Consider the following 18,486-nt stretch of genomic DNA (forward strand, 5'->3'; position numbering starts at 1 on the left):
ATGCCAACTGGCAAACAAGTTTGGTATGATGAAAGGGTATGGGAGGTGGCTGACATGCGGATGGTCAAAGTCGATCATTTGACAAAAATTTATGGGCATCGCTTTAACCGCGTGACGGCGCTGAATGATTTGAGTTTTGGCGTCGACGCTGGGGAATTTGTTGGGATCATGGGGCCAAGTGGGGCAGGTAAATCCACTTTGTTGAATATTTTAGCCACCATGGACACGCCGACTGCAGGCGGGGTTTGGATCCAAAAAACAGATCTCACCACCATGTCCAAAACGCAAAGTGCAGATTTTCGCCGCGAGCAGTTAGGCTTTATTTTCCAAGATTTTGATTTGTTGGATGATCTGCCGGTTTCTGCTAATATCACGTTGCCTTTGACCTTTGTGCCGCCGGTGCCAAAAGACTTAGATCAGCGCTTGCAAAATGTCGGACAATTATTGGGTTTGCTGCCATTGATGCAGCGCTACCCGGCACAGTTGAGTTTAGGTCAGCGCCAGCGGGTAGCCGCAGCTAGAGCGATCATCACCCATCCGCGCTTGGTGTTAGCCGATGAGCCGACTGGTAGTTTGGATTCGCTGGCGGCAACGGAATTGTTGCGTTATTTGGCTAAGATCAACTTGGAAGCTGATACCACGATCTTAATGGTGACGCATGATGCGTTTACGGCCAGTTTTTGCAATCGGATCATTTTCATTCGTGATGGGGCGTATTTTGCAGAAGTCACACGGCATGGCAGTCGCCAAGATTTCTTTAACAAGATCATTGATATGCAAGCATCGATTTCTGGAGGGCGGCGGCAGCATGTGGACTCAAACCAAAACTGATCTGCACCGGCATCGGGGGATGCACCAGATCTTTGCGGTGGTGTTAGGGCTATTGGTGGCCGTGATGTATGCCGTGGCGGCGTTGATCGAAGCGCATGACTTGTTGCACACCATCGGCAAAGGCAGTGACGTCACCAGCTTTTTTCCTGGGGCGTTAGTGATCGTGTTAGTGGCGATGATGCTTTTTTCGGTGATGTTTATGGTGTATCTCAACGGGTTGCTCACGGCTAGGCGCGAAGGTGAGTTTCAACTTTATCGGCGCTTGGGGATGCCACAGTGGCGCTTAAATGGCGCGTTGGTGTTAGAAACGCTGATCTCAGGTAGCGCCGGTTTAGGCGGCGGCTTGCTTGGCGGGATCGTGATCTCCAAATTGTTGGCCATGGCGTTGGTGCGGTTGGTGGATAGTCACCAACCCGTCGGCTTATTGTTCAGCCCAGTGGCCATTGGTGAAGTCGCCGGCATGGTATTGGTCTTATTGTTGGGACTCGGCGGCTTGCGGGCGATCAGCGCCAGTGGACGAGAGTTGACCACCAAAAGCCGACCTTTAGCCCAACAAGCCGTAGTCCAGCCGCTGACGGCGCCTATGGTGATCGGTGCGCTCATTGGCTTGGTGTTGTTAGGGTGGGCCACTTGGGTGTTAGGCGGGTTATTTATTTGGACCAGTCGCTTTGTGGCTTGGTTTGGAAGCACGATGGGCTTGTCTGCTTTGGCATTGGGGTTGATCTTCGCCGAGTTGATCGGGGTTTATTTGATCTATGCATGCTTGTTGCCGAGCTTGATCGTGATCCATTTACACCGCCGCCCGCAGATGCCGGCCAAACATTATTTGTGGCTAGTGACCATGTACAAACGTTTACGCATGAATACCCAGTCGCTGTGGTTGACCACTTGGCTGACCACCGTGACGTTGGTGATGCTGGGAAGTGCCGCGATGTTATATCAATTCGGCCAAGCCATGGTCGTGCAACAAGTTTCGCAATCGATTTTGACCACCCAAACAGGCCAAGCTGTGGTGCAACAACACGTGTCTGCTCAAGCCGTTAAGCACACTTGGCAGTTGCCGACTAAATTAGTGGCTGGGCAAGCCAAACTGCGCATGCGCAACAATGCTGATAAACCAGAGCATTCGATTTATCAAGTGATCGCCCAAAGTGATTATCAAAATCTGCGCTTACATCAACCTAAATTGCCAGCGATTTCTTTGACCGCAAACCAAACAGTGATGATCATGATCGGCCAAGCTTATTATCAAGCCAAAGGCATCGGCGGCTGGAACAATGCGGGCCGCTTAGTCACGTTGATGCCCACGCATCAACAACTGACCTTAAAGCGCATCACCAACCAGTTTCCGTTAGGCGCAGCTGGGTATTTTGATCGCGCGTTGGTGGTCAGCGATGCCACTTATGCGCGCTTAAAGGCACCGGTGGACACGTTGATCGGCATTCAGTTGAAAAAATCGGCGCGTCGCCGCATTGAATCGGCTTTGGTGAAAAACGATCGCCATGACTATGTCAGCTTGGATCAGGCCACACAAACTGGTCAACAGCCAGTGCGCGTAGTCAAAGCGTCAGCGCATGCCACTTTGGCGCGGGATGCGATCAGCTTGCGGCGGCCAGCGTTACATGAAATGCGTGTCGTGTTTGGCTTTTTGTTGTTTATCATGACGCTGTTAGGGGTGGTATTTATGGTCGCCACTGCCAGCATCCTATTATTGAAGCAATTGGTTTCGGCACGCAGCACTCAACAAGCCAAAACCACGCTTCGCCGGTTAGGCATGCCGGCAGAAGACTTAGCGGCGCTACAACGCTGGCAAGTGGTGGCGGTGTTTGGCTTGCCTTTAGGCGTCGGCAGCTTTAATGCGCTGCTGGGGATCCGCTTGTTGCAACTGGTATTAGACGGGTCGCCAAGTTCGTCAGTGGCAATTGCCTTTGGCGCGTATGCGTTGGTGTATATCGGGTTTGCGTCAGTGACGGCGATGCGTTTGAATCGCATGTAACAAAAAACCTCAAGCCAAGCGATCCGATCGGGTTGCTTGGTTTGAGGTTTTTTTGCGCCGAGTATGTGGTGGCAGCGGTTAGTTCGTCGCAGAAGTTGCGGCTTGAGCTTGTTCGTCATCAGTATCTGGGGCATTTGGTGAGATCACTTGATAGTTGGCATCATGATAGCCTAAGCCTTTAGCGGCGCGTTCGGCGAATTTGTTGACAGGTTGCCACAAAGGGGTAGATTTTGAGGCAAACACGTCCAACGTGCGCTCCCATTGGCTGATCACCAAATAGTCGCGCTCTTTGGCTTTTTTGACCAGCAAACCTAAAGCCAAGTTGCCTTGTAATTGCTCACGTTGTTTTAACAAAGCTTTGAATTGGTCGATGAACACTGGGGCTTCATCATCAGTCAAGCGAAAATAAGCCAGTTGAATAAAGCCTTGATCTTGGATGTCGCCACCCATGGCCAAAGGGTCATACACCATTGGCGCAGCAAATCGGACTTGGCCATGCACATCCAATAAGCCGTAATTTTGCCCTTTAGCTAGTGGTTTCATCAATAATAATGGCGTTTGTTCTGAATTAAAAAAGGTTTTGAGAAAACGCTTAGTCCCTAAAACGATTTGTACCCGATCAGTCATTTTACCACCTCCAGTTCTATTATAGCGTTTACAAGACGGTAACGCTTGGGTTCTTACAATTTTTTAATATTGGTCAAGTTTAGCAGGATGTTGTATGCTGAAAATATCATGAAAGGATGAAGATAATGAAACTGACGATCCTAGGATATTATGGTGGCTACCCTGATCACGGCGTCGGCACCAGTGCGTATTTGGTGCAAAGCGGGGACTTTAACTTATTGATGGATGTCGGCAGTGGCGCGTTGTTGGCATTGCAACAAGTGCTGGATCCCAATTTATTGGATGCCGTCTTGTTGACGCATTATCATCATGATCACATGGCTGACTTTGGCGTGTTGCAGTATTACTACCAGTTGCACTCAGGTCAAAAAAAACATTTGCCACTACCAGTCTACGGCCACACCAAAGATCCGTTGAATTTTGCAGCGTTGACGTTTGGCGATTTCACCAAAGGCTTTGGCTACACGCAAGATACGACGCTAGATCTGGGGCCATTCACCTTGACGTTTTTGGAAACCGAACATCCGGTTCCTGCCTTTGCGGTGCGCATTCTTGAAAAAGCCACGGGCAAGGTCTTAGTCAATACCGCAGATACGCGCGCTTTTGCCGGGTTGGCACCATTTGCCCAAGATGCCGATGTGTTGTTGGCCGATACGAATTTCTTGGCTGATAAACCGGCACCGCGTTGGCATTTAACGGCGCCACAAGCTGGGGAACTGGCGCAAGCCGCCAACGTCAAACAGTTGGTGTTGACCCATTTGCCACAAGAATTATCACTTAATTTATTAAAACAACAAGCGCAAGCGACTGCCGGGGCGCGTCCAGTCACCTTGGCCTCGGAACAGTCCGTTTTCAATATCTAATAGATATAAAATATATTTCTAATCATACGTCGGCTGAAAAATGGCCGGCGTATTTTTAGTTATTTTACGCGCAGTCGCACAACATCTAGTATACATGTGCAAAAATACACAGTTACATTATTTTTACATTAGTTCATTTTTATGAATGAAAAGTTTTCGAAAATGATTGTTTTTTCGATATCACTACGCATATAATTAAATATATAGAAACCGCATTCAATCAAAAAGGAGTGATACTTATGGCGGTCACCTTATATACATCAACTGGTTGCAGCTCGAGTCGCAAAGCCCGCGTCTGGTTGGAAGACAATCATATCCCGTTTATCGAACGCAACTTGGATACCGACAAGATCACACGCGAAGAGATCCAACATTTATTGGTGTTGTCAGAACGCGGCTTTGACGATATTGTTTCCGTTCGCTCAAAAGCGTATTTGCGCTTAGGGGTCACCCCAGATGACTTGACCACTGCGCAAATGATCAACTTGATTTTGCATGACCCGCATTTGTTGCGGCGGCCGATCATTGTGGATGAACGGCGGGTACAAATCGGCTTTCATCCTGATGAGATCCGGCGTTTTTTGCCTCGGGATGTGCGGGCAATGGCCTTGCAACAAGCCCAGCTGTTGGCCGGGTTTTAAGCATGGCAAAGTCACTTTTCAGCGGTTGAGACGCCCTAGGCATCTTGGCCGTTTTGTGGTGTTTTCAGCCAAGCGACTGTAACCAGCAGGTGACGTCAAACACAATTATTTTGCATTCAGAAACTCATTGCTGTACACTGGCGTAATGTTATAATGTCTGTAGTTGACGAAGGAATTCGTCTAAAGTGAGGTGCAGCAATCATGAAAATGGAACGCATCGACGATAACACGATCCGCGTTTTGTTAGGGAATGATGACTTGGCGCAACGTGGGATCACCGTGTTGGACTTGCTCGGCAACCATGACCAAATTGAAAGTTTCTTCTATAGTATTTTGGATGAAGTCGATGAAGACCACAGCTTCTCCAACAACGCTGCCGTGACCTTTCAAGTCATGCCAAGTCAAGCTGGCTTGGAGTTGTTGATCAGCAAGAATGTTGGCGACCAAGAAAGCGATGATCCAGACGGCTTGGACGATCCTCAAGACGTGCCGGAATTTATTCGGCGCCAGTTGATGGCTACCGATACTGGGGACGATCAAAGCGCAGTTGATGAAGGCAGCTTCATTGATGCCGACGGGACCAAACTGCATGAAACGGTGTTGAAGTTAGGCAGTTTTGAAGATCTGATCAGCTTAGCCAAGATCTTGCGCTTAGAAGGGGCCTCTAGCGACTTGTATCAATACCAAGGTGATTATTATTTGGTGTTGACTTTCTATCACAATCAAATTTCTGATCAAGAAATGCGCGACCAACTGGCCGTGGCAATGGAATATGGCGATCGCTCATCAGTATCTTCGGCAAAGCTGTCCGAATATGGGCACCATGTGATGGCCACCAGTGCGTTGGAAACAGCGCGTTACTATTTCAAATAAAGCAGTTAAAGACAAGTTGCGGCTTGTCTTTTTTGATGCGCACAAAAAAACAGGCGCAGCCTGTTTTGAAATGCTTATTAAAGCGTGTGCAATTGGCCACGGAAATCGGCCAAGGTGTCATAACCTTTGGCTGCCATCACTGCCGTTAGTTCTTGACTCAAACGACTAAAGCAAGCCACGCCTTCGACTTGTAACACTGTGCCAAGTTGCACCATGTCAGCGCCGCATAAGATCAAGTCGTACACATCGCGGCCGGTGGTCACGCCGCCAGTGCCGACAATGGCAATGTCGTCGCGCAAGCGTTGGCGAAAAGCGCGCACATTGGCCAACGCGATCGGCTTGGCATATGCGCCACCGATGCCACCAAAGCCACCTTTAGGCCGGATCAACGCCGTGTCGGTAGCGGGATCGATCATCAAGCCGTTGCCTAATGAATTGATCGAGTTGATAAAGGTCAGCGGGAAGCGATTGAGCAAAGCGGCCATTTGATCGAACTGGGCCAGATCAAAAAACGGCGGTAACTTGACGCCAGCTGGCTTGGTGAAAATCTTGAACAAGTCAGTGAGGATCTTTTCAGTGGTATCAAAATCGTAAGCGATCTGCGGCTTGCCGGGAACGTTGGGACAAGACAAGTTGAATTCAGTCAAGCCCGTGAAGTCGCTGGCTTCGATTTTTTCGGCCAAAATGCTGTAGTCATCTGGGCTCATCCCAGAAACCGAAATGAAGATCGGGTGATCGGGGTGCTCAGCTTGAAAGGCCACGGCATAGTCGAGGTAATAATCGAGGCCTTGGTTGGGTAACCCCATGGAGTTGATGCTACCTAGCTCCAATTGGTGATAGCGCGGTTCAGGATTGCCAACGCGCGCCTTGGGGGTGCCGGATTTGGTCACGAAGCTGCCAGCTGGGCTTTGATACAGCTCATCTAATTCTTGGGTGGTCATACAATGGACCCCACTGGCATTCATTAACACATTATCGAAGTGAAAATCGCGGATCTGGGTTGCTAAACTGATCAATGCTGCCACTCCTTTGGTTGACGTCGCCTAACTGACCCTTTGTCAGCTTTCGGCCTTGGCCAATATTAAACCACATTTTAGCAGGTTTGCCTAGTAATTTGCGCATAAAAAAAGTCGATACAATTATATTGTTCGGCTTTTACGTATCTATGAATTTGCGGCTTCGCGTGCTTGTTTTTGATGATGGACCAACTTCGCCAATTGACTGGCTTTACGGCGAATTTCTGCAGGCGGTGCTTGCGGCAAAGTGAAGTGGGTGACCATTTTATGCGGGTCGAAGTCTGAGGTGACACTGACCAGCGAATAAAAAACATTCTCGTCTTTGGCTTTCGGCAGTGTGGTCAAGCTGTAAGCCGTCAAGGCGGCTTCATCTTTAGGCAAGTGACTTAAAAAGTCCGCCAACACGCGGTAGGAGTAATAAACGGCTTCTTCATAGGTGGCCCCAACGGCTTGGGCTTGCGGGATATTAACAAAGCTGATTTGATAGCCATGCGCGGTTTTTTCGTTGCGCGCGGCAAAATAGTAGCGTCGGGTGTTGTCTGCCATTCTCGTCACTCCTTTGGGTCGTTTCGTTTTAGGCATAGTAAAACGATCGTTTCTGCACACTATTATAACACGGTTAAAATTATGAGCAAGTATATGAGTAAATTTTAATATTCACAGGAATGCCACGATTTTCAGGCAGGTGTTAATGCAGGGTAAACAAAGCGCTTGATTTGCGGGTTTTCACCGCATGGGCTCAGGCAACTGACGCAAATGCGTGATTTGCTAAAATTTCGACTTGTCAAAATCGAACCTGCTTGCTATACTAGTAAACGTTGTTGCGGTTGTAGTTTAGTGGTAAAACTCCAGCTTCCCAAGCTGGCGTCGCGAGTTCGATTCTCGTCAACCGCTGCAGAACTGACGCGAGCATCGCGTCAGTTTTTTATTTGATCAGGAAGATCCTAGCGAAACCGTTTCAGTGAGGCTGCGGGTGGTGTGAGCAGTTACGGGTCAATAGAGGCGCACCTGAGCAAACAGTTCAATATCGAGTGGACAAATTTGTCAATGAGAGTGGTACCGCGGGGAAACTCGTCTCTTGCAGAAGTTTTTGCAAGGGGCGAGTTTTGTCGTATCAAGGAGGAAAATATGGACTTCAAACAACAAGTCGTATCAGCGTTAAGTCAAGCTTTAGGAAATGATCTGCCAGTCGATCAGATCACCCAATTGTTAGAAACACCCAAGACGTCAGATCTTGGCGATTATGCGTTCCCAACCTTTGCGTTGGCTAAAGTTTATCGCCAAGCGCCAAAAATGATCGCCGCCAACTTAGTCGAAAAAATCGACGCGGAACCGTTTGAAGCCGTTAAAGCCGTCGGTGGTTACGTCAACTTCTTCTTAGACAAAGTTAGCTTCGCCCATGATACGTTGACCAGCATCGCCAAAGATCCTGAACATTTTGGGGATCAACAATTAGGTAGCGGCAATGTCCCCATCGACATGTCCAGCCCTAACATCGCCAAGCCTATGTCGATGGGGCATTTGCGTTCAACGGTGATCGGCAATGCGTTGGCCAACATTTTGACCAAAGTCGGGTACTCGCCGATCAAGATCAACCATTTAGGCGACTGGGGCACCCAATTTGGGAAGCTGATCGTGGCGTACCGTAAGTGGGGATCTGAAGCTGACGTCAAAAAAGACCCGATCCATTACTTGGTGAAGTATTATGTCCAATTCCATGAAGAAGCGGAATCCGATCCAACTTTAGATGACCAAGCGCGCGCGGTATTCAAACAACTTGAAGACGGCGATCCTGAAGTCCACCAACTGTGGTCATGGTTCCGTGAAGAATCTTTGAAAGAATTCACTCGGATCTATGACATGCTTGGCGTGAAGTTCGATTCCTTCAATGGTGAAGCCTTTTACAACGATAAAATGGACGGCGTGGTGGCTGAACTGGAAGCCAAACACTTATTGAAGTCGTCACAAGGTGCTGAAATCGTCGACTTAACCCAATATGGGCTCAACCCTGCATTGATCAAAAAGTCTGATGGCGCCACACTTTATATGACGCGCGATTTGGCGGCAGCGTTTTATCGCCATAACCAATATCAATTTGTCCAAAGCTTGTATGTGGTGGGCAATGAACAGCGCGAACATTTCGACCAGCTCAAAGCAGTCATTAAAGAAATGGGTTACGACTGGGCAGATGACATCCACCATATCCCATTTGGCTTGATCACCAGCAACGGCAAGAAGTTATCCACGCGTAAAGGCAATATCATTTTGCTGGAAAAAGTGCTTAACGATGCCATCGAATTAGCCAAAAAACAAATCGCCGAAAAGCATCCTGATCTAGCCAACGCTGATGTCGTGGCACACCAAGTCGGCGTCGGTGCCGTGATCTTCCATGATTTGAAGAATGAACGCTTAGATTCGTTTGACTTCAATTTGGAAGAAGTGGTGCGTTTTGAAGGCGAAACTGGACCTTATGTGCAATATACCAACGCCCGTGCCAACAGCATCTTGCGCAAAACCGACACTGAACCTGCCGCAGATGTCGCTTTGACAGATCCGCAAGCTTGGGATGTGCTCAAAGCGTTAGGCGATTATCCCAATGTCATCGCTCGCGCGGCCAAAGCTTACGAACCATCTGTGATCGCCAAATATGCCTTGCGTTTGGCCAAAGCCTTCAATAAATACTACGCCAACTCCAAAGTGTTGGTCGATGATGCCGAATTGCCAGCTCGTTTGGCGATGGTCAAAGCCGTTAGCGCCATTTTGACTTCCGCTTTAGCCTTGCTTGGCGTTGAAGCGCCAGCAGAAATGTAATTTGCCGACTACCCGTTCGTGATGAACGGGTATTTTTTTGCGTATTCCTGTGCTACAATATGCATAGATATTCATCAGGAGGGCCAATCATGAATAAATCCCAGCGACAAAATGCGTTGGCACGTATTATTAACCAAAAAGTGATCAGCACCCAAGACGAATTGTTGACGGAGCTGAAAAATGCAGGCATCGAAGCCACCCAAGCCACGATCTCGCGAGATATTCGCGAATTGCGCATCGTCAAAGCTCAAGATGCCAGCGGTGCGTTGCGGTATACCATTTTTCGCGGTGACAGTGAATCACAACTGGAACGCTTAGGTAACTCGATTCGCGAAGTGGGCTTGTCGATCACCAGAGTCCAGTTCATGAATGTGATCAAAACCCTTCCGTCAAATGGCAACTTGTTAGCCGCGATCATTGACGATATCAAATTCGCCCAAGTCGTCGGAACCTTGGCTGGGCATGACACCATCGTGGTGATCTCCCCAGACGAAGAATCCGCCATTTGGTTCAATCAACAATATGATCGTGCCTTTAGCGACTAAATCAAAAGCGTCGTGACGAAATCATTCGCCACGACGCTTTTTGTTAAAGCTCATCACCAACTGCGTTCATGACCCTGGTGACATTGTTGTTGAGTTGTTGCCACTCGCTTAAAAATTGTTGCTTGGCTTGTTGGCCAGCTGGGGTCAAGGTGTAATATTTGCGTTTGGGACCATGAGCAGAAGCTTGACGCCTGATTTTCAGCAGGCCTTTTTTGGCCATGTTCATCAACAGCGGGTAAACGGTGCTTTTAGAGACTTCGCTAAAGCCCAAGTCATTTAAGCGCTGAGTCAGCGCGTAGCCGTAATCTGCGTCTTGATCCAGCAAAATCAAAACGCAACCTGGCAAGACGCCTTTTAACAACTGACTGGTTTCATTGGTTGCCATGTTTTCACCTCTCAATTGGCTGATCAACCAGAAGCGACCATGAGGGACTAATAGGTGATACCTACTAGCGCTGAAAATGTGCCAATTGTGCCATGTTTTCAGCACTAGTGTTGAACAATGAGAAGATACCATGTGGGAGACTAATAGGCAATACCTACTAGCTTTTGATCGTTTGGATCCCAACTAGACGATTTCATGACTGGGACTAATCGGTAATGCCTACTAGCTTGAGCCGTAACAAAATGCCAACCCCTTCAGGCATTGGCAATCTATGCGTATCAAAATGGGGCCGCACTGGTGACAGTTTGCATCTTGTCGCTTAGCGGTTGGCGCCAGCTCAACTTAGCGGCATGCAACATCAAGCGTGGTGCGACGTGGACGTCGCCATACAGCGGGTCGCCTAAAATCGGGAAACCGATTTTGGCAAGGTGGACGCGCAGCTGATGGGTGCGCCCAGTTTCTAGCGTTAGCCAAACGCGGGCCACGTCGCCACGACGCGCGATCACTTGATAATGCGTCACAGCATGATCGCCGTCAGCGCGTACCATGCGCTTGCGTTTGTCATCAGGATCCAGGCCAATGGGCTGATCGATAACGCCGCCATCTGGAATTTGTCCTGACACCAAAGCGACATATTCGCGGGCCATGGTTTTAGAGGCTAATTGCTGATTGATCAAGCTTTGCGTCAGCGGATCTTTGGCGATCAACGTCAACCCGCTGGTCAGCATATCCAAACGATGCGTGATGTAAGCAGGACCTGGCGCCAAGTAAGCAGCGACCCAATTCATCAACGTGTCAACTTCACCCGGTTGGTTGGGATGCGGTTTGACCCCAGCAGGTTTATTCACCACCAACACTTGATTGTTTTCATAAACAATGTCTAGCGGATGAATTTGATGCACATAAGCGGTTGGATCGTTTGCCGTTAAGTGCAATTGGATCGTTTCACCGGTATGTACCGGTAAGTTGCCATAGCGATATTGGCCGTTGACGGTAACGCCTTGATGCTTGCGCAACCAATAACGCCACGCTTTTGGCACTTGCCAAGCGGTGAGTTGCGCGGTGACACTGTCAAAATCGTGTAAAACTGGGGCACTCAAGGAAAATTCAGGCATAAGGCGGATTCCTTTTCATTGGATTTAAGTTAAAGTTGAATCACCAGCCAACACCAGCCGGCAGGCAATGTTACAATATGTAAGACTAATTTCAAGGAGGGGTACTGTGGCTTACCTCAAGCAATTTTGGCAGTGGGTGCGACCCTACTTGCATCAGTTTTGGACGGCAGTGCGCTGGGTGTTTCGTCGCTTTCAGTTGATCCGTTGGGCGATTTTGATCGGCTTGACCACGATTTTAGTGGCCAGCGCTTGGTTTACCTACCAAGCCAAAACCGCCGATGTGCAAAACATCAAGTCCATGCTGCAAACTAAAACAACGATCTACGACCTTAAAGATCAAGAAGCCGGGACGCTTTATGGCCAAAAAGGGACTTATGTGACTTTAGACAAGATCTCCCCTCAAATTCAAAATGCGGTATTGTCCACTGAAGACCGCACCTTTTATACCAACTGGGGGTTTTCGATCAAAGGAATCTTGCGTTCGGTGTTCAATTTGATCGTCCATCATGGTGAGATCACCGGTGGTGGTTCCACGATCACCCAACAGCTGGCCAAAAATACGTTACTGACCCAAAAACAATCTTATTTGCGTAAAGCCCAAGAATTATTTTTGGCGATCCAGCTGACTAAAGTGTACTCTAAATCCGATATTTTGACGATGTATCTCAATAACGCTTACTTTGGCAACGGGGTGTGGGGTGTTGAAGATGCCGCCGAGAAGTATTTTGGCAAGCATGCCTCACAACTGGATGCGTCAGAAGGCGCAGTGCTGGCGGCAATGTTGCGCAGTCCCAGTTACTATAACCCGATCGACAACATGCAACACGCTTTGGATCGCCGTAATTTGATCTTAGGGTTGATGGTGGACAACGACAAGCTCACCCAAGCGCAAGCGACGGCAGCCAAAGCTGAGACTTTGGTTTTAAAAGACAATTATACCAATGGTAATGCCAACAAGTACCCGTATTTCTTTGATGCGGTGATCGAAGAAGCGCAAAAAGACGGCATTTCTCAAGATGATATCATGAACAAAGGCTACAAGGTCTACACCACCTTAGATCCGACTTATCAAACTGAAATGCAAAGTACGTTTGATGATGATGCCAACTTCCCAGCCAATGCCGCAGATGGCACCAAGCCGCAAGCCGCCAGTATCGCTGTGGATCCTAACACTGGTGGGGTATTGGCAGTGGTTGGCGGGCGCGGCGAACATGTCTTTTTAGGCTATAACTATGCCACCCAGCTGCAGCGCAGCCCAGGTTCGACCATCAAGCCATTGATGGTGTACACGCCGGCTTTGGAACACGGCTATGATTATGATTCGATCTTGCAAGACAAAAAGCAAAGTTATGGCGCCAACAATTACACCCCAACCAATGCCACCGGCACCTACACTGGCAGTTTGCCAATGTACATGGCCTTGGCCAACTCAGTGAATACTTCAGCGGTGTGGTTGCTCAATAAGATCGGCGTGCAAACTGGGGTCAAAAGCTTGGCCCGCTTTGGCATCGACTTAAAGAAAAAAGACCAGAACTTAGCCGCAGCGTTAGGTGGGGTCACTACCGGCTTTAGCCCCTTGATCATGGCGCGAGCGTATTCTGCTTTTGCCAACGGTGGCTATTTGCCACAAACGCATTTCATTCGCAAAATCGTGGATGCCACCGGCAAAACGGTAGTCGACAACACTGATAACCAAAAGAAGCTGATCATTAAGTCTTCAGTAGCCAAAACCATGACGTCGATGATGCTTGGCACCTTTAAATACGGCACTGGGGTCTCAGCGGCGCCTTATGGTTATACGGTTGCCGGCAAAACTGGTTCCACTGAAGTGCCGGCAAGCTGGGGTTATGGCACCCGCGATCAATGGGTCGTCGGCTACACACCAGATATGGTGGTGGCGACTTGGACGGGGTTTGCGACGACAGATAAAAACCATTTCTTAGTCGGCACCAGCGAATCTGGCGTGGCGCCGATCTTCAAATCAGAAATGTCGGCGATGTTGCCAAGTTCGCCGCAAAGTGCCTTTGACACCAAAGATGCGCGCTCTGAAGCGACGCTACAAACGCCAGCCGCCAGTTCGAGTTCTGGCAGTGATGTGTGGAACAATATTCAAAATGGCGTGCAAAGTGGCATCGATTCTGCCAAGAGCACCGTCAATCAATGGTATAATGACATTAAAGGGTTATTCAACTGACCCAAAACAACGAAATGAGGCGCCTAATCATGGCTAACGTATACGACACCGCCAACCAATTGGCATCAGATCTCAAAGAGTCTCAACAATTCAAAGAAATGCAACATGCCTTTGACATGTTGAAGCTGGATGCCGTCGCTTATGCGATGTTCCAACAATTCCAACAAAAGCAAATGACCTTGCAACAAAAACAAATGCAAGGCCAAGAACCCACGGATGACGAGATCAAAGACATCCAAGCTATCGGTGAAAAAATGCAAAACATGCAACCGATCAATGACTTGATGGTCAAAGAACAAGCGTTGTCACAAATGATGGATGAACTCAACCGCACGATCACGCAACCGATCGTCGATATTTATCAAGGTAAATAGCCACCTAAAAGTAAGCTGCCACGTGCCGCTTACTTTTTTTGTGGCCTGCAAGCGTGTGATTGCGTTTTGGCAAAAAAATCGCTATCATGAACGTTAGATGTTTCGTAGAAAAGGTGGCCCATATGGCAAAACAACTATTTGATTACCCCAACGGCGCAGATCTGACCCTTCCTGTTTTGGTGAAGTCAGCAGAAGTGCGGTTGGCCAAAAACGGCAAAAAGTTTATCGCGTTCAACTTCCAAGATGCTTCTGGACATATTTCAGCGAAATTTTGGGATGCGCAAGAAGCTGATATCGATCAATACAAACCTGGCGTGGTGGTGTTACTGCACGGCAAGCGCGAATTGTATCAAGGTAACCCGCAGATCAAGATCTATAACTTGCGCTTAGCCACGCAAGAAGAAGGCAATAACCCGGCGAATTATCAAGAACATGCGCCAGAATCTGCTGACGACATGGGCGACGAGCTCAACGACTTCATTTTCAAGATCACCAACCCGAATTGGAATCGTTTGGTACGCAAGTTGTTGGCTGACCACAAGCAAGCCTTTTTGACTTATCCGGCGGCTAAATCCAATCACCATGCGTTCACTGGTGGCTTGGCATTTCATACCTTGAGTATTTTACGTTTGGCGCAAAGCGTGGCGGATCAATATCCTAGCGTCAACAAATCGCTGTTGTATGCTGGGGCGATCTTACATGACTTAGGCAAAACCATCGAGTTATCTGGTCCGGTGTCGACTGAATACACCATGGAAGGCAACTTGATCGGGCATATCGTGTTAGTCGATGAAGCGTTGGTGCAAGCCGCCCAAGAACTTAAAATCGACATCCATCAAGAAGATATGATCATGTTGCGGCATATGATCTTATCGCATCACGGCTTGTTGGAATATGGCTCGCCAGTGCGCCCAGGGTTGCTGGAAGCGCAGATCTTGCACAACTTGGACGATATGGATGCGCAGATCAACATGTTAACGACGGCTTATCAACATGTTGAACCAGGCACGTTCACTGAGCGACTGTTTGGGATGGATAACCGGCGCTTTTATCGCCCAGAACATGGTAAAGGCTACGCTGATCCCAAATAAGCCGTTACCAAAAATACGCCAAACTGGCGTATTTTTTTTTGCCGTGACAGGCGTTTTGCGCATCAAAAAAGCGCCACGCCGAAGCGTTGCGCTTAAATGTTGATCTAGTTAGCAGTGCTGGTTGCGGAGCTGGCGCTGGATGGGTTTAAGTAAACCGACAGCACATTCTTCAAGTCAGAGTCTTTGATGGAAACGTTGGCTTTCTTCAAGACCTGCTTGATCACACCAGTCATCACTGTGGTATCTGATTCCCACTTGGTGTAAAGTTGTTTCTTCAATTCCGCTTTGTGATCAGATTCTTTGCCTTTGGCAGGGACTTTGATCGCACGGATGATGTGGTAACCGTAGCTGGTTTTCACTGGTGTTTGCGTGAAGTCGCCAGCTTTAGTCAACTTGAAGGCCGCCGCTTTGAACGTGGCATCTAAGCTGGTGTCGGTGTTGTCAAAAGGCGTCAACTTACCGGCATCAGAGGCGGTAGCCGTATCAGTGGAGTTGGCTTTGGCTAACTTCTTGAAGTTGGCTTCAGAGTTGTCTTTTTTCAAATCAGCGATCAATTCGTCAGCTTTGTCTTTTTTGGCCACCAAAATGTGTTGCACGGTGATCTTTGGTTGATATTTCTTCCATTGGGCATCGATCTGCTTTTGAGTTGGCTTCTTTAAGTCTTTCAAGGCCACAGACGATAACAGAGAAGTTTTGATCTGTTCTTTAAAGGACTTGGTGGTCAAGCCGCTTTGCGACAATGCAGAGCTGAAGCTTGAGCCGTATTGGGACTTCACTTTGTTATATTGGGCGGTGACTTTCTTGTCAGAAACCTTCTTGCCGTATTGTTGTTCCAACGCCTTTAAAACGATCATGCTACGCAAGGTGGATTGGCCACTGGTGGTGGACTTCATTTCTTCGTAGTATTGATCTTTGGTGATCTTGGCGCCTTTCATGTTGGCAACCGTACTGGAACCGCATCCTGCTAAGGTTGCAGCCAGCACAACGCCGGCAATACCGAGGATCCATTTCTTCATTGTGTACACACATCCTAATTAAGTATTTGGTACATTCACACGTGTTCTAATATACCACAAGCCCAAAGTCTTTGCCTTATGTTCACGAAAGCTTCAAACATTTTCCGCAATTTGCGAATTTCTTCAGCGTCGTCTTCAAGACATGAAAAAAACGCCTCGCGATCAAGCGAGACGCCATTTGGATCAATATTAGTTGCTAGAAGTGCTGCTAGAGGTGCTGCTACTCAAGTAAACCGACAAGACATTTTTGAGATCACTGTCTTTAATGGTAACATTGGCTTTTTTCAAGACTTGCTTGATCACGTTGGTCATCACCGTGGTGTCAGATTCCCAAGTGGTGTAAAGTTGCTTTTTCAACGCTGCAGTGTGGTCAGACTCTTTGCCTTTAGCCGGGATGTTGATGGCGCGGATGATCTCATAACCATTGGTGGTTTTCACTGCGGTAGTGGTGTATTCGCCGGCTTTGGTCAACTTAAAGGCCGCTTTTTTGAAAGTTGAATCTAAACTGGTGTCAGTATTGTCAAACGCTGACAGTTTCCCTGCAGTGGCGCTAGTGGCGGTATCAGTGGAGTATTTTTTGGCGAGTTTCTTGAAGTTTGCGGCACTGGAATCTTTCTTCAACTCAGCCAACACGGTGGTTGCAGTGGCTTTTTTGGCGACTACAATGTGTTGCACTGTGATCTTTGGTTCATATTTTTTCCATTGCGCGTCGATTTGCTTTTGGGTCGGCTTTTTTAAGTCTTTCAAGGCGACAGCAGACAACAAAGAAGTTTCGATCTGTTCTTTAAACGTTTTGGTGGTCAAGCCGTTTTGTGCCAATGCCGAAGAAAAACTCGAGCCATATTGTTTTTTGACTTGGTTGTATTGGGCGGTGACTTGCTTAGATGACACTTGATCGCCATATTGTTGTTGTAAGGCTTTGAGCACGATCATGCTACGCAGCGTGGATTGCCCAGCACTGCTGGCTTTTAATTCGTCGTAGTATTCCGATTGGGTGATTTTTGCACCTTTCATATTTGCCACAGTGCTTGAACCACATCCGGCCAAAGTTGCGGCCAAAGCGAGACTGGCGAGGCCAAGAAGCCATTTTTTCATAAGTGGACACATCCTATTTTTCAAAATTGATTGCGTCACTTAATATAGCATGCGCCAAGCCTGAAATCGGGACGTTCACAAAAGCATCATGAAAGCCTCAAGAAGTCGTCGCGGCGCCGAAAAATCTTCGCATTTGCCGCTAAATGGCATCAAAAAAGCTCAGCACTCAAATTGAGCACTGAGCCGATGGCAGTTAATGTTGGTCAAGGGTTTGATCCAAATTTTCAGCTGCTTTGGAAATGGCGTCAAGATGGTCGTTGATGGCGTCAACGCGAGGCTGGGTCTGAAAATTAAAATCGTCCACGCTGGCTTGAATGTCGTCAACAGCTGGCTTTAACGTGGTGTCTAATTCATGGCGCAAGTCTTTCATTGCGTTGCCAAAGCGGGTGACGGCATGTTGCACGCCATTGGTAGCGTCAGTGAGTGTATCGACATATTGGCTGGCCGTCGCCACGCGCTGCGGGCCGGTTTTTTTGGCTGTCAGCAAAGCATACACCGTGCCTGCTGCGGCGCCTAGCAAAAAGCCAGTGGTAAATTTTGCCATTAGCCTTGCACCTGCTTTTTGATGTTGTCTGCGATCGCTTGCAGCTGGGCGTGGTCATATTGATCAGTATGATCGCCAAAGTGGATGCTGAAGTCATCTTGATCAGAGTAACGGGGGATCAAATGAATGTGTGAGTGAAAGACACTTTGATAAGCCACTTCACCATTATTGTTCAAAATATTCATGCCTTTGATCTTTGGATCGCTGGCTTTGATGGCTTGCGCGATCTTTGGGATGCGTGAAAACACTGCCGCCGCCAGATCGGCGTCATAAGCGAAAATGTCTGGGACGTGTTTTTTAGGCACCACCAAGGTGTGGCCTGGCGTCGCTTGAGAAATGTCTAAGAATGCCAAGACGGTATCATCTTCATAAACTTTGACACTGGGGATGTCGCCGGCGATAATCTTGCAAAAAATACAATCTGTCATGGTCAATTCCTCTTTCTTAATGAAGTTTTGCTTTGCATTCA

General features: G+C 48.1%; 19 protein-coding genes and 1 tRNA gene. 11 read left to right on the forward strand and 9 right to left on the reverse strand.

Annotated features, from left to right (window positions below; translation table 11 throughout):
• Positions 1–54 precede the first annotated feature (54 nt).
• Together ACKTSG_RS05915 and ACKTSG_RS05920 are read left to right on the forward strand one after the other, a co-directional pair.
• Positions 55–831, forward strand: coding sequence for an ABC transporter ATP-binding protein (locus ACKTSG_RS05915; RefSeq protein ID WP_407892898.1), 777 nt, complete (start codon positions 55–57; stop codon positions 829–831).
• Entirely contained in the window at positions 809–2,827 is a 2,019-nt protein-coding gene (locus ACKTSG_RS05920) for an FtsX-like permease family protein (protein WP_407892899.1), read from the forward strand. The genes ACKTSG_RS05915 and ACKTSG_RS05920 overlap by 23 nt, the downstream gene beginning before the upstream one ends.
• Positions 2,828–2,905: 78 nt before the next feature.
• Here the strand turns inward: ACKTSG_RS05920 and ACKTSG_RS05925 are convergent, their stop codons facing one another.
• Complete coding sequence (locus ACKTSG_RS05925; protein ID WP_407892901.1) at positions 2,906–3,454, reverse strand: antibiotic biosynthesis monooxygenase; 549 nt, start codon at positions 3,452–3,454, stop codon at positions 2,906–2,908.
• A 125-nt stretch (positions 3,455–3,579) separates the two neighbouring features.
• Here ACKTSG_RS05925 and ACKTSG_RS05930 point away from each other — a divergent pair, with 125 nt between their 5' ends.
• From ACKTSG_RS05930 to ACKTSG_RS05940, 3 genes are all read left to right on the forward strand, one after another.
• Entirely contained in the window at positions 3,580–4,317 is a 738-nt protein-coding gene (locus tag ACKTSG_RS05930; protein WP_407892903.1) for an MBL fold metallo-hydrolase, read from the forward strand.
• Between the two features lie 239 nt (positions 4,318–4,556).
• A complete protein-coding gene (spx, locus tag ACKTSG_RS05935) occupies positions 4,557–4,958 on the forward strand; it encodes a transcriptional regulator Spx (protein ID WP_407892905.1) in 402 nt (133 codons plus the stop codon).
• 201 nt (positions 4,959–5,159) lie between these two features.
• Entirely contained in the window at positions 5,160–5,831 is a 672-nt protein-coding gene (locus ACKTSG_RS05940) for an adaptor protein MecA (RefSeq protein ID WP_407892907.1), read from the forward strand.
• 77 nt (positions 5,832–5,908) lie between these two features.
• Here the strand turns inward: ACKTSG_RS05940 and ACKTSG_RS05945 are convergent, their stop codons facing one another.
• Positions 5,909–6,847, reverse strand: a complete 939-nt coding sequence (locus ACKTSG_RS05945) for a dihydroorotate oxidase (protein WP_407892909.1) — start codon at positions 6,845–6,847, stop codon at positions 5,909–5,911.
• A 147-nt stretch (positions 6,848–6,994) separates the two neighbouring features.
• Complete coding sequence (locus tag ACKTSG_RS05950; RefSeq protein ID WP_407892911.1) at positions 6,995–7,393, reverse strand: hypothetical protein; 399 nt, start codon at positions 7,391–7,393, stop codon at positions 6,995–6,997.
• Between the two features lie 277 nt (positions 7,394–7,670).
• Here ACKTSG_RS05950 and ACKTSG_RS05955 point away from each other — a divergent pair.
• The 3 genes from ACKTSG_RS05955 (at position 7,671) to ACKTSG_RS05965 (ending at position 10,203) form a co-directional block, all read left to right on the forward strand.
• Positions 7,671–7,741: transfer RNA gene (locus tag ACKTSG_RS05955), tRNA-Gly, on the forward strand.
• A 234-nt stretch (positions 7,742–7,975) separates the two neighbouring features.
• A complete protein-coding gene (gene argS / locus ACKTSG_RS05960) occupies positions 7,976–9,658 on the forward strand; it encodes an arginine--tRNA ligase (RefSeq protein ID WP_407892913.1) in 1,683 nt (560 codons plus the stop codon).
• Positions 9,659–9,747: 89 nt separating this feature from the next.
• A complete protein-coding gene (locus tag ACKTSG_RS05965; protein WP_054719351.1) occupies positions 9,748–10,203 on the forward strand; it encodes an arginine repressor in 456 nt (151 codons plus the stop codon).
• Between the two features lie 43 nt (positions 10,204–10,246).
• On the opposite strand, the gene ACKTSG_RS05970 is transcribed toward ACKTSG_RS05965, so the two are convergent.
• Both ACKTSG_RS05970 and ACKTSG_RS05975 read right to left on the reverse strand, forming a co-directional pair.
• Positions 10,247–10,588: a PadR family transcriptional regulator gene (locus tag ACKTSG_RS05970; protein ID WP_407892915.1), complete on the reverse strand. Its 342-nt coding sequence runs from the start codon at positions 10,586–10,588 to the stop codon at positions 10,247–10,249.
• A 278-nt stretch (positions 10,589–10,866) separates the two neighbouring features.
• A complete protein-coding gene (locus ACKTSG_RS05975; protein WP_407892917.1) occupies positions 10,867–11,703 on the reverse strand; it encodes an RluA family pseudouridine synthase in 837 nt (278 codons plus the stop codon).
• Between the two features lie 106 nt (positions 11,704–11,809).
• On the opposite strand from ACKTSG_RS05975, the gene ACKTSG_RS05980 reads away from it, so the two are divergent.
• The 3 genes from ACKTSG_RS05980 (at position 11,810) to ACKTSG_RS05990 (ending at position 15,362) form a co-directional block, all read left to right on the forward strand.
• The gene (locus ACKTSG_RS05980) at positions 11,810–13,897 is read left to right on the forward strand and encodes a PBP1A family penicillin-binding protein (protein WP_407892919.1); all 2,088 of its coding nucleotides are present in this window, start codon (positions 11,810–11,812) and stop codon (positions 13,895–13,897) included.
• Between the two features lie 29 nt (positions 13,898–13,926).
• Positions 13,927–14,271 (forward strand): YlbF family regulator, encoded by a 345-nt coding sequence (locus ACKTSG_RS05985; protein ID WP_407892921.1) that lies wholly within the window; start codon positions 13,927–13,929, stop codon positions 14,269–14,271.
• A 122-nt stretch (positions 14,272–14,393) separates the two neighbouring features.
• Positions 14,394–15,362 carry a 3'-5' exoribonuclease YhaM family protein gene (locus ACKTSG_RS05990; protein ID WP_407892923.1) on the forward strand — a complete coding sequence of 323 codons (969 nt, stop codon included), beginning with the start codon at positions 14,394–14,396 and terminating at the stop codon, positions 15,360–15,362.
• Positions 15,363–15,466: 104 nt separating this feature from the next.
• On the opposite strand, the gene ACKTSG_RS05995 is transcribed toward ACKTSG_RS05990, so the two are convergent.
• The 4 genes from ACKTSG_RS05995 to ACKTSG_RS06010 all read right to left on the reverse strand — a co-directional run bounded on the left by ACKTSG_RS05995 (position 15,467) and on the right by ACKTSG_RS06010 (position 18,445).
• Positions 15,467–16,378, reverse strand: a complete 912-nt coding sequence (locus tag ACKTSG_RS05995) for a peptidylprolyl isomerase (RefSeq protein WP_407892925.1) — start codon at positions 16,376–16,378, stop codon at positions 15,467–15,469.
• Positions 16,379–16,567: 189 nt separating this feature from the next.
• Positions 16,568–17,473, reverse strand: coding sequence for a peptidylprolyl isomerase (locus ACKTSG_RS06000; RefSeq protein ID WP_407892927.1), 906 nt, complete (start codon positions 17,471–17,473; stop codon positions 16,568–16,570).
• 193 nt (positions 17,474–17,666) lie between these two features.
• Positions 17,667–18,017, reverse strand: coding sequence for a YtxH domain-containing protein (locus tag ACKTSG_RS06005; RefSeq protein WP_407892929.1), 351 nt, complete (start codon positions 18,015–18,017; stop codon positions 17,667–17,669).
• On the reverse strand, positions 18,017–18,445 hold the full coding sequence (locus tag ACKTSG_RS06010) for an HIT family protein (RefSeq protein WP_407892931.1): 429 nt from the start codon (positions 18,443–18,445) through the stop codon (positions 18,017–18,019). The genes ACKTSG_RS06005 and ACKTSG_RS06010 overlap by 1 nt, the downstream gene beginning before the upstream one ends.
• Between the last annotated feature and the right edge of the window lie 41 nt (positions 18,446–18,486).

The sequence above is a fragment of the Lacticaseibacillus salsurae genome, from assembly GCF_045862175.1.
GTDB classification, from domain to species: Bacteria; Bacillota; Bacilli; order Lactobacillales; family Lactobacillaceae; genus Lacticaseibacillus; species Lacticaseibacillus salsurae.

Bases quoted from the DNA above. Each gene is read 5' to 3' on its own strand.
- ACKTSG_RS05995 (WP_407892925.1), bottom strand. From the start codon at position 16,378: ATGAAGAAATGGATCCTCGGTATTGCCGGCGTTGTGCTGGCTGCAACC.
- ACKTSG_RS05965 (WP_054719351.1), top strand. From the start codon at position 9,748: ATGAATAAATCCCAGCGACAAAATGCGTTGGCACGTATTATTAACCAA.
- argS (WP_407892913.1), top strand. From the start codon at position 7,976: ATGGACTTCAAACAACAAGTCGTATCAGCGTTAAGTCAAGCTTTAGGA.
- spx (WP_407892905.1), top strand. From the start codon at position 4,557: ATGGCGGTCACCTTATATACATCAACTGGTTGCAGCTCGAGTCGCAAA.
- ACKTSG_RS06000 (WP_407892927.1), bottom strand. From the start codon at position 17,473: ATGAAAAAATGGCTTCTTGGCCTCGCCAGTCTCGCTTTGGCCGCAACT.
- ACKTSG_RS05920 (WP_407892899.1), top strand. From the start codon at position 809: ATGTGGACTCAAACCAAAACTGATCTGCACCGGCATCGGGGGATGCAC.
- ACKTSG_RS05985 (WP_407892921.1), top strand. From the start codon at position 13,927: ATGGCTAACGTATACGACACCGCCAACCAATTGGCATCAGATCTCAAA.
- ACKTSG_RS05970 (WP_407892915.1), bottom strand. From the start codon at position 10,588: ATGGCAACCAATGAAACCAGTCAGTTGTTAAAAGGCGTCTTGCCAGGT.
- ACKTSG_RS05990 (WP_407892923.1), top strand. From the start codon at position 14,394: ATGGCAAAACAACTATTTGATTACCCCAACGGCGCAGATCTGACCCTT.
- ACKTSG_RS05930 (WP_407892903.1), top strand. From the start codon at position 3,580: ATGAAACTGACGATCCTAGGATATTATGGTGGCTACCCTGATCACGGC.
- ACKTSG_RS05915 (WP_407892898.1), top strand. From the start codon at position 55: ATGCGGATGGTCAAAGTCGATCATTTGACAAAAATTTATGGGCATCGC.
- ACKTSG_RS05925 (WP_407892901.1), bottom strand. From the start codon at position 3,454: ATGACTGATCGGGTACAAATCGTTTTAGGGACTAAGCGTTTTCTCAAA.
- ACKTSG_RS06010 (WP_407892931.1), bottom strand. From the start codon at position 18,445: ATGACAGATTGTATTTTTTGCAAGATTATCGCCGGCGACATCCCCAGT.
- ACKTSG_RS05950 (WP_407892911.1), bottom strand. From the start codon at position 7,393: ATGGCAGACAACACCCGACGCTACTATTTTGCCGCGCGCAACGAAAAA.
- ACKTSG_RS06005 (WP_407892929.1), bottom strand. From the start codon at position 18,017: ATGGCAAAATTTACCACTGGCTTTTTGCTAGGCGCCGCAGCAGGCACG.
- ACKTSG_RS05975 (WP_407892917.1), bottom strand. From the start codon at position 11,703: ATGCCTGAATTTTCCTTGAGTGCCCCAGTTTTACACGATTTTGACAGT.
- ACKTSG_RS05940 (WP_407892907.1), top strand. From the start codon at position 5,160: ATGAAAATGGAACGCATCGACGATAACACGATCCGCGTTTTGTTAGGG.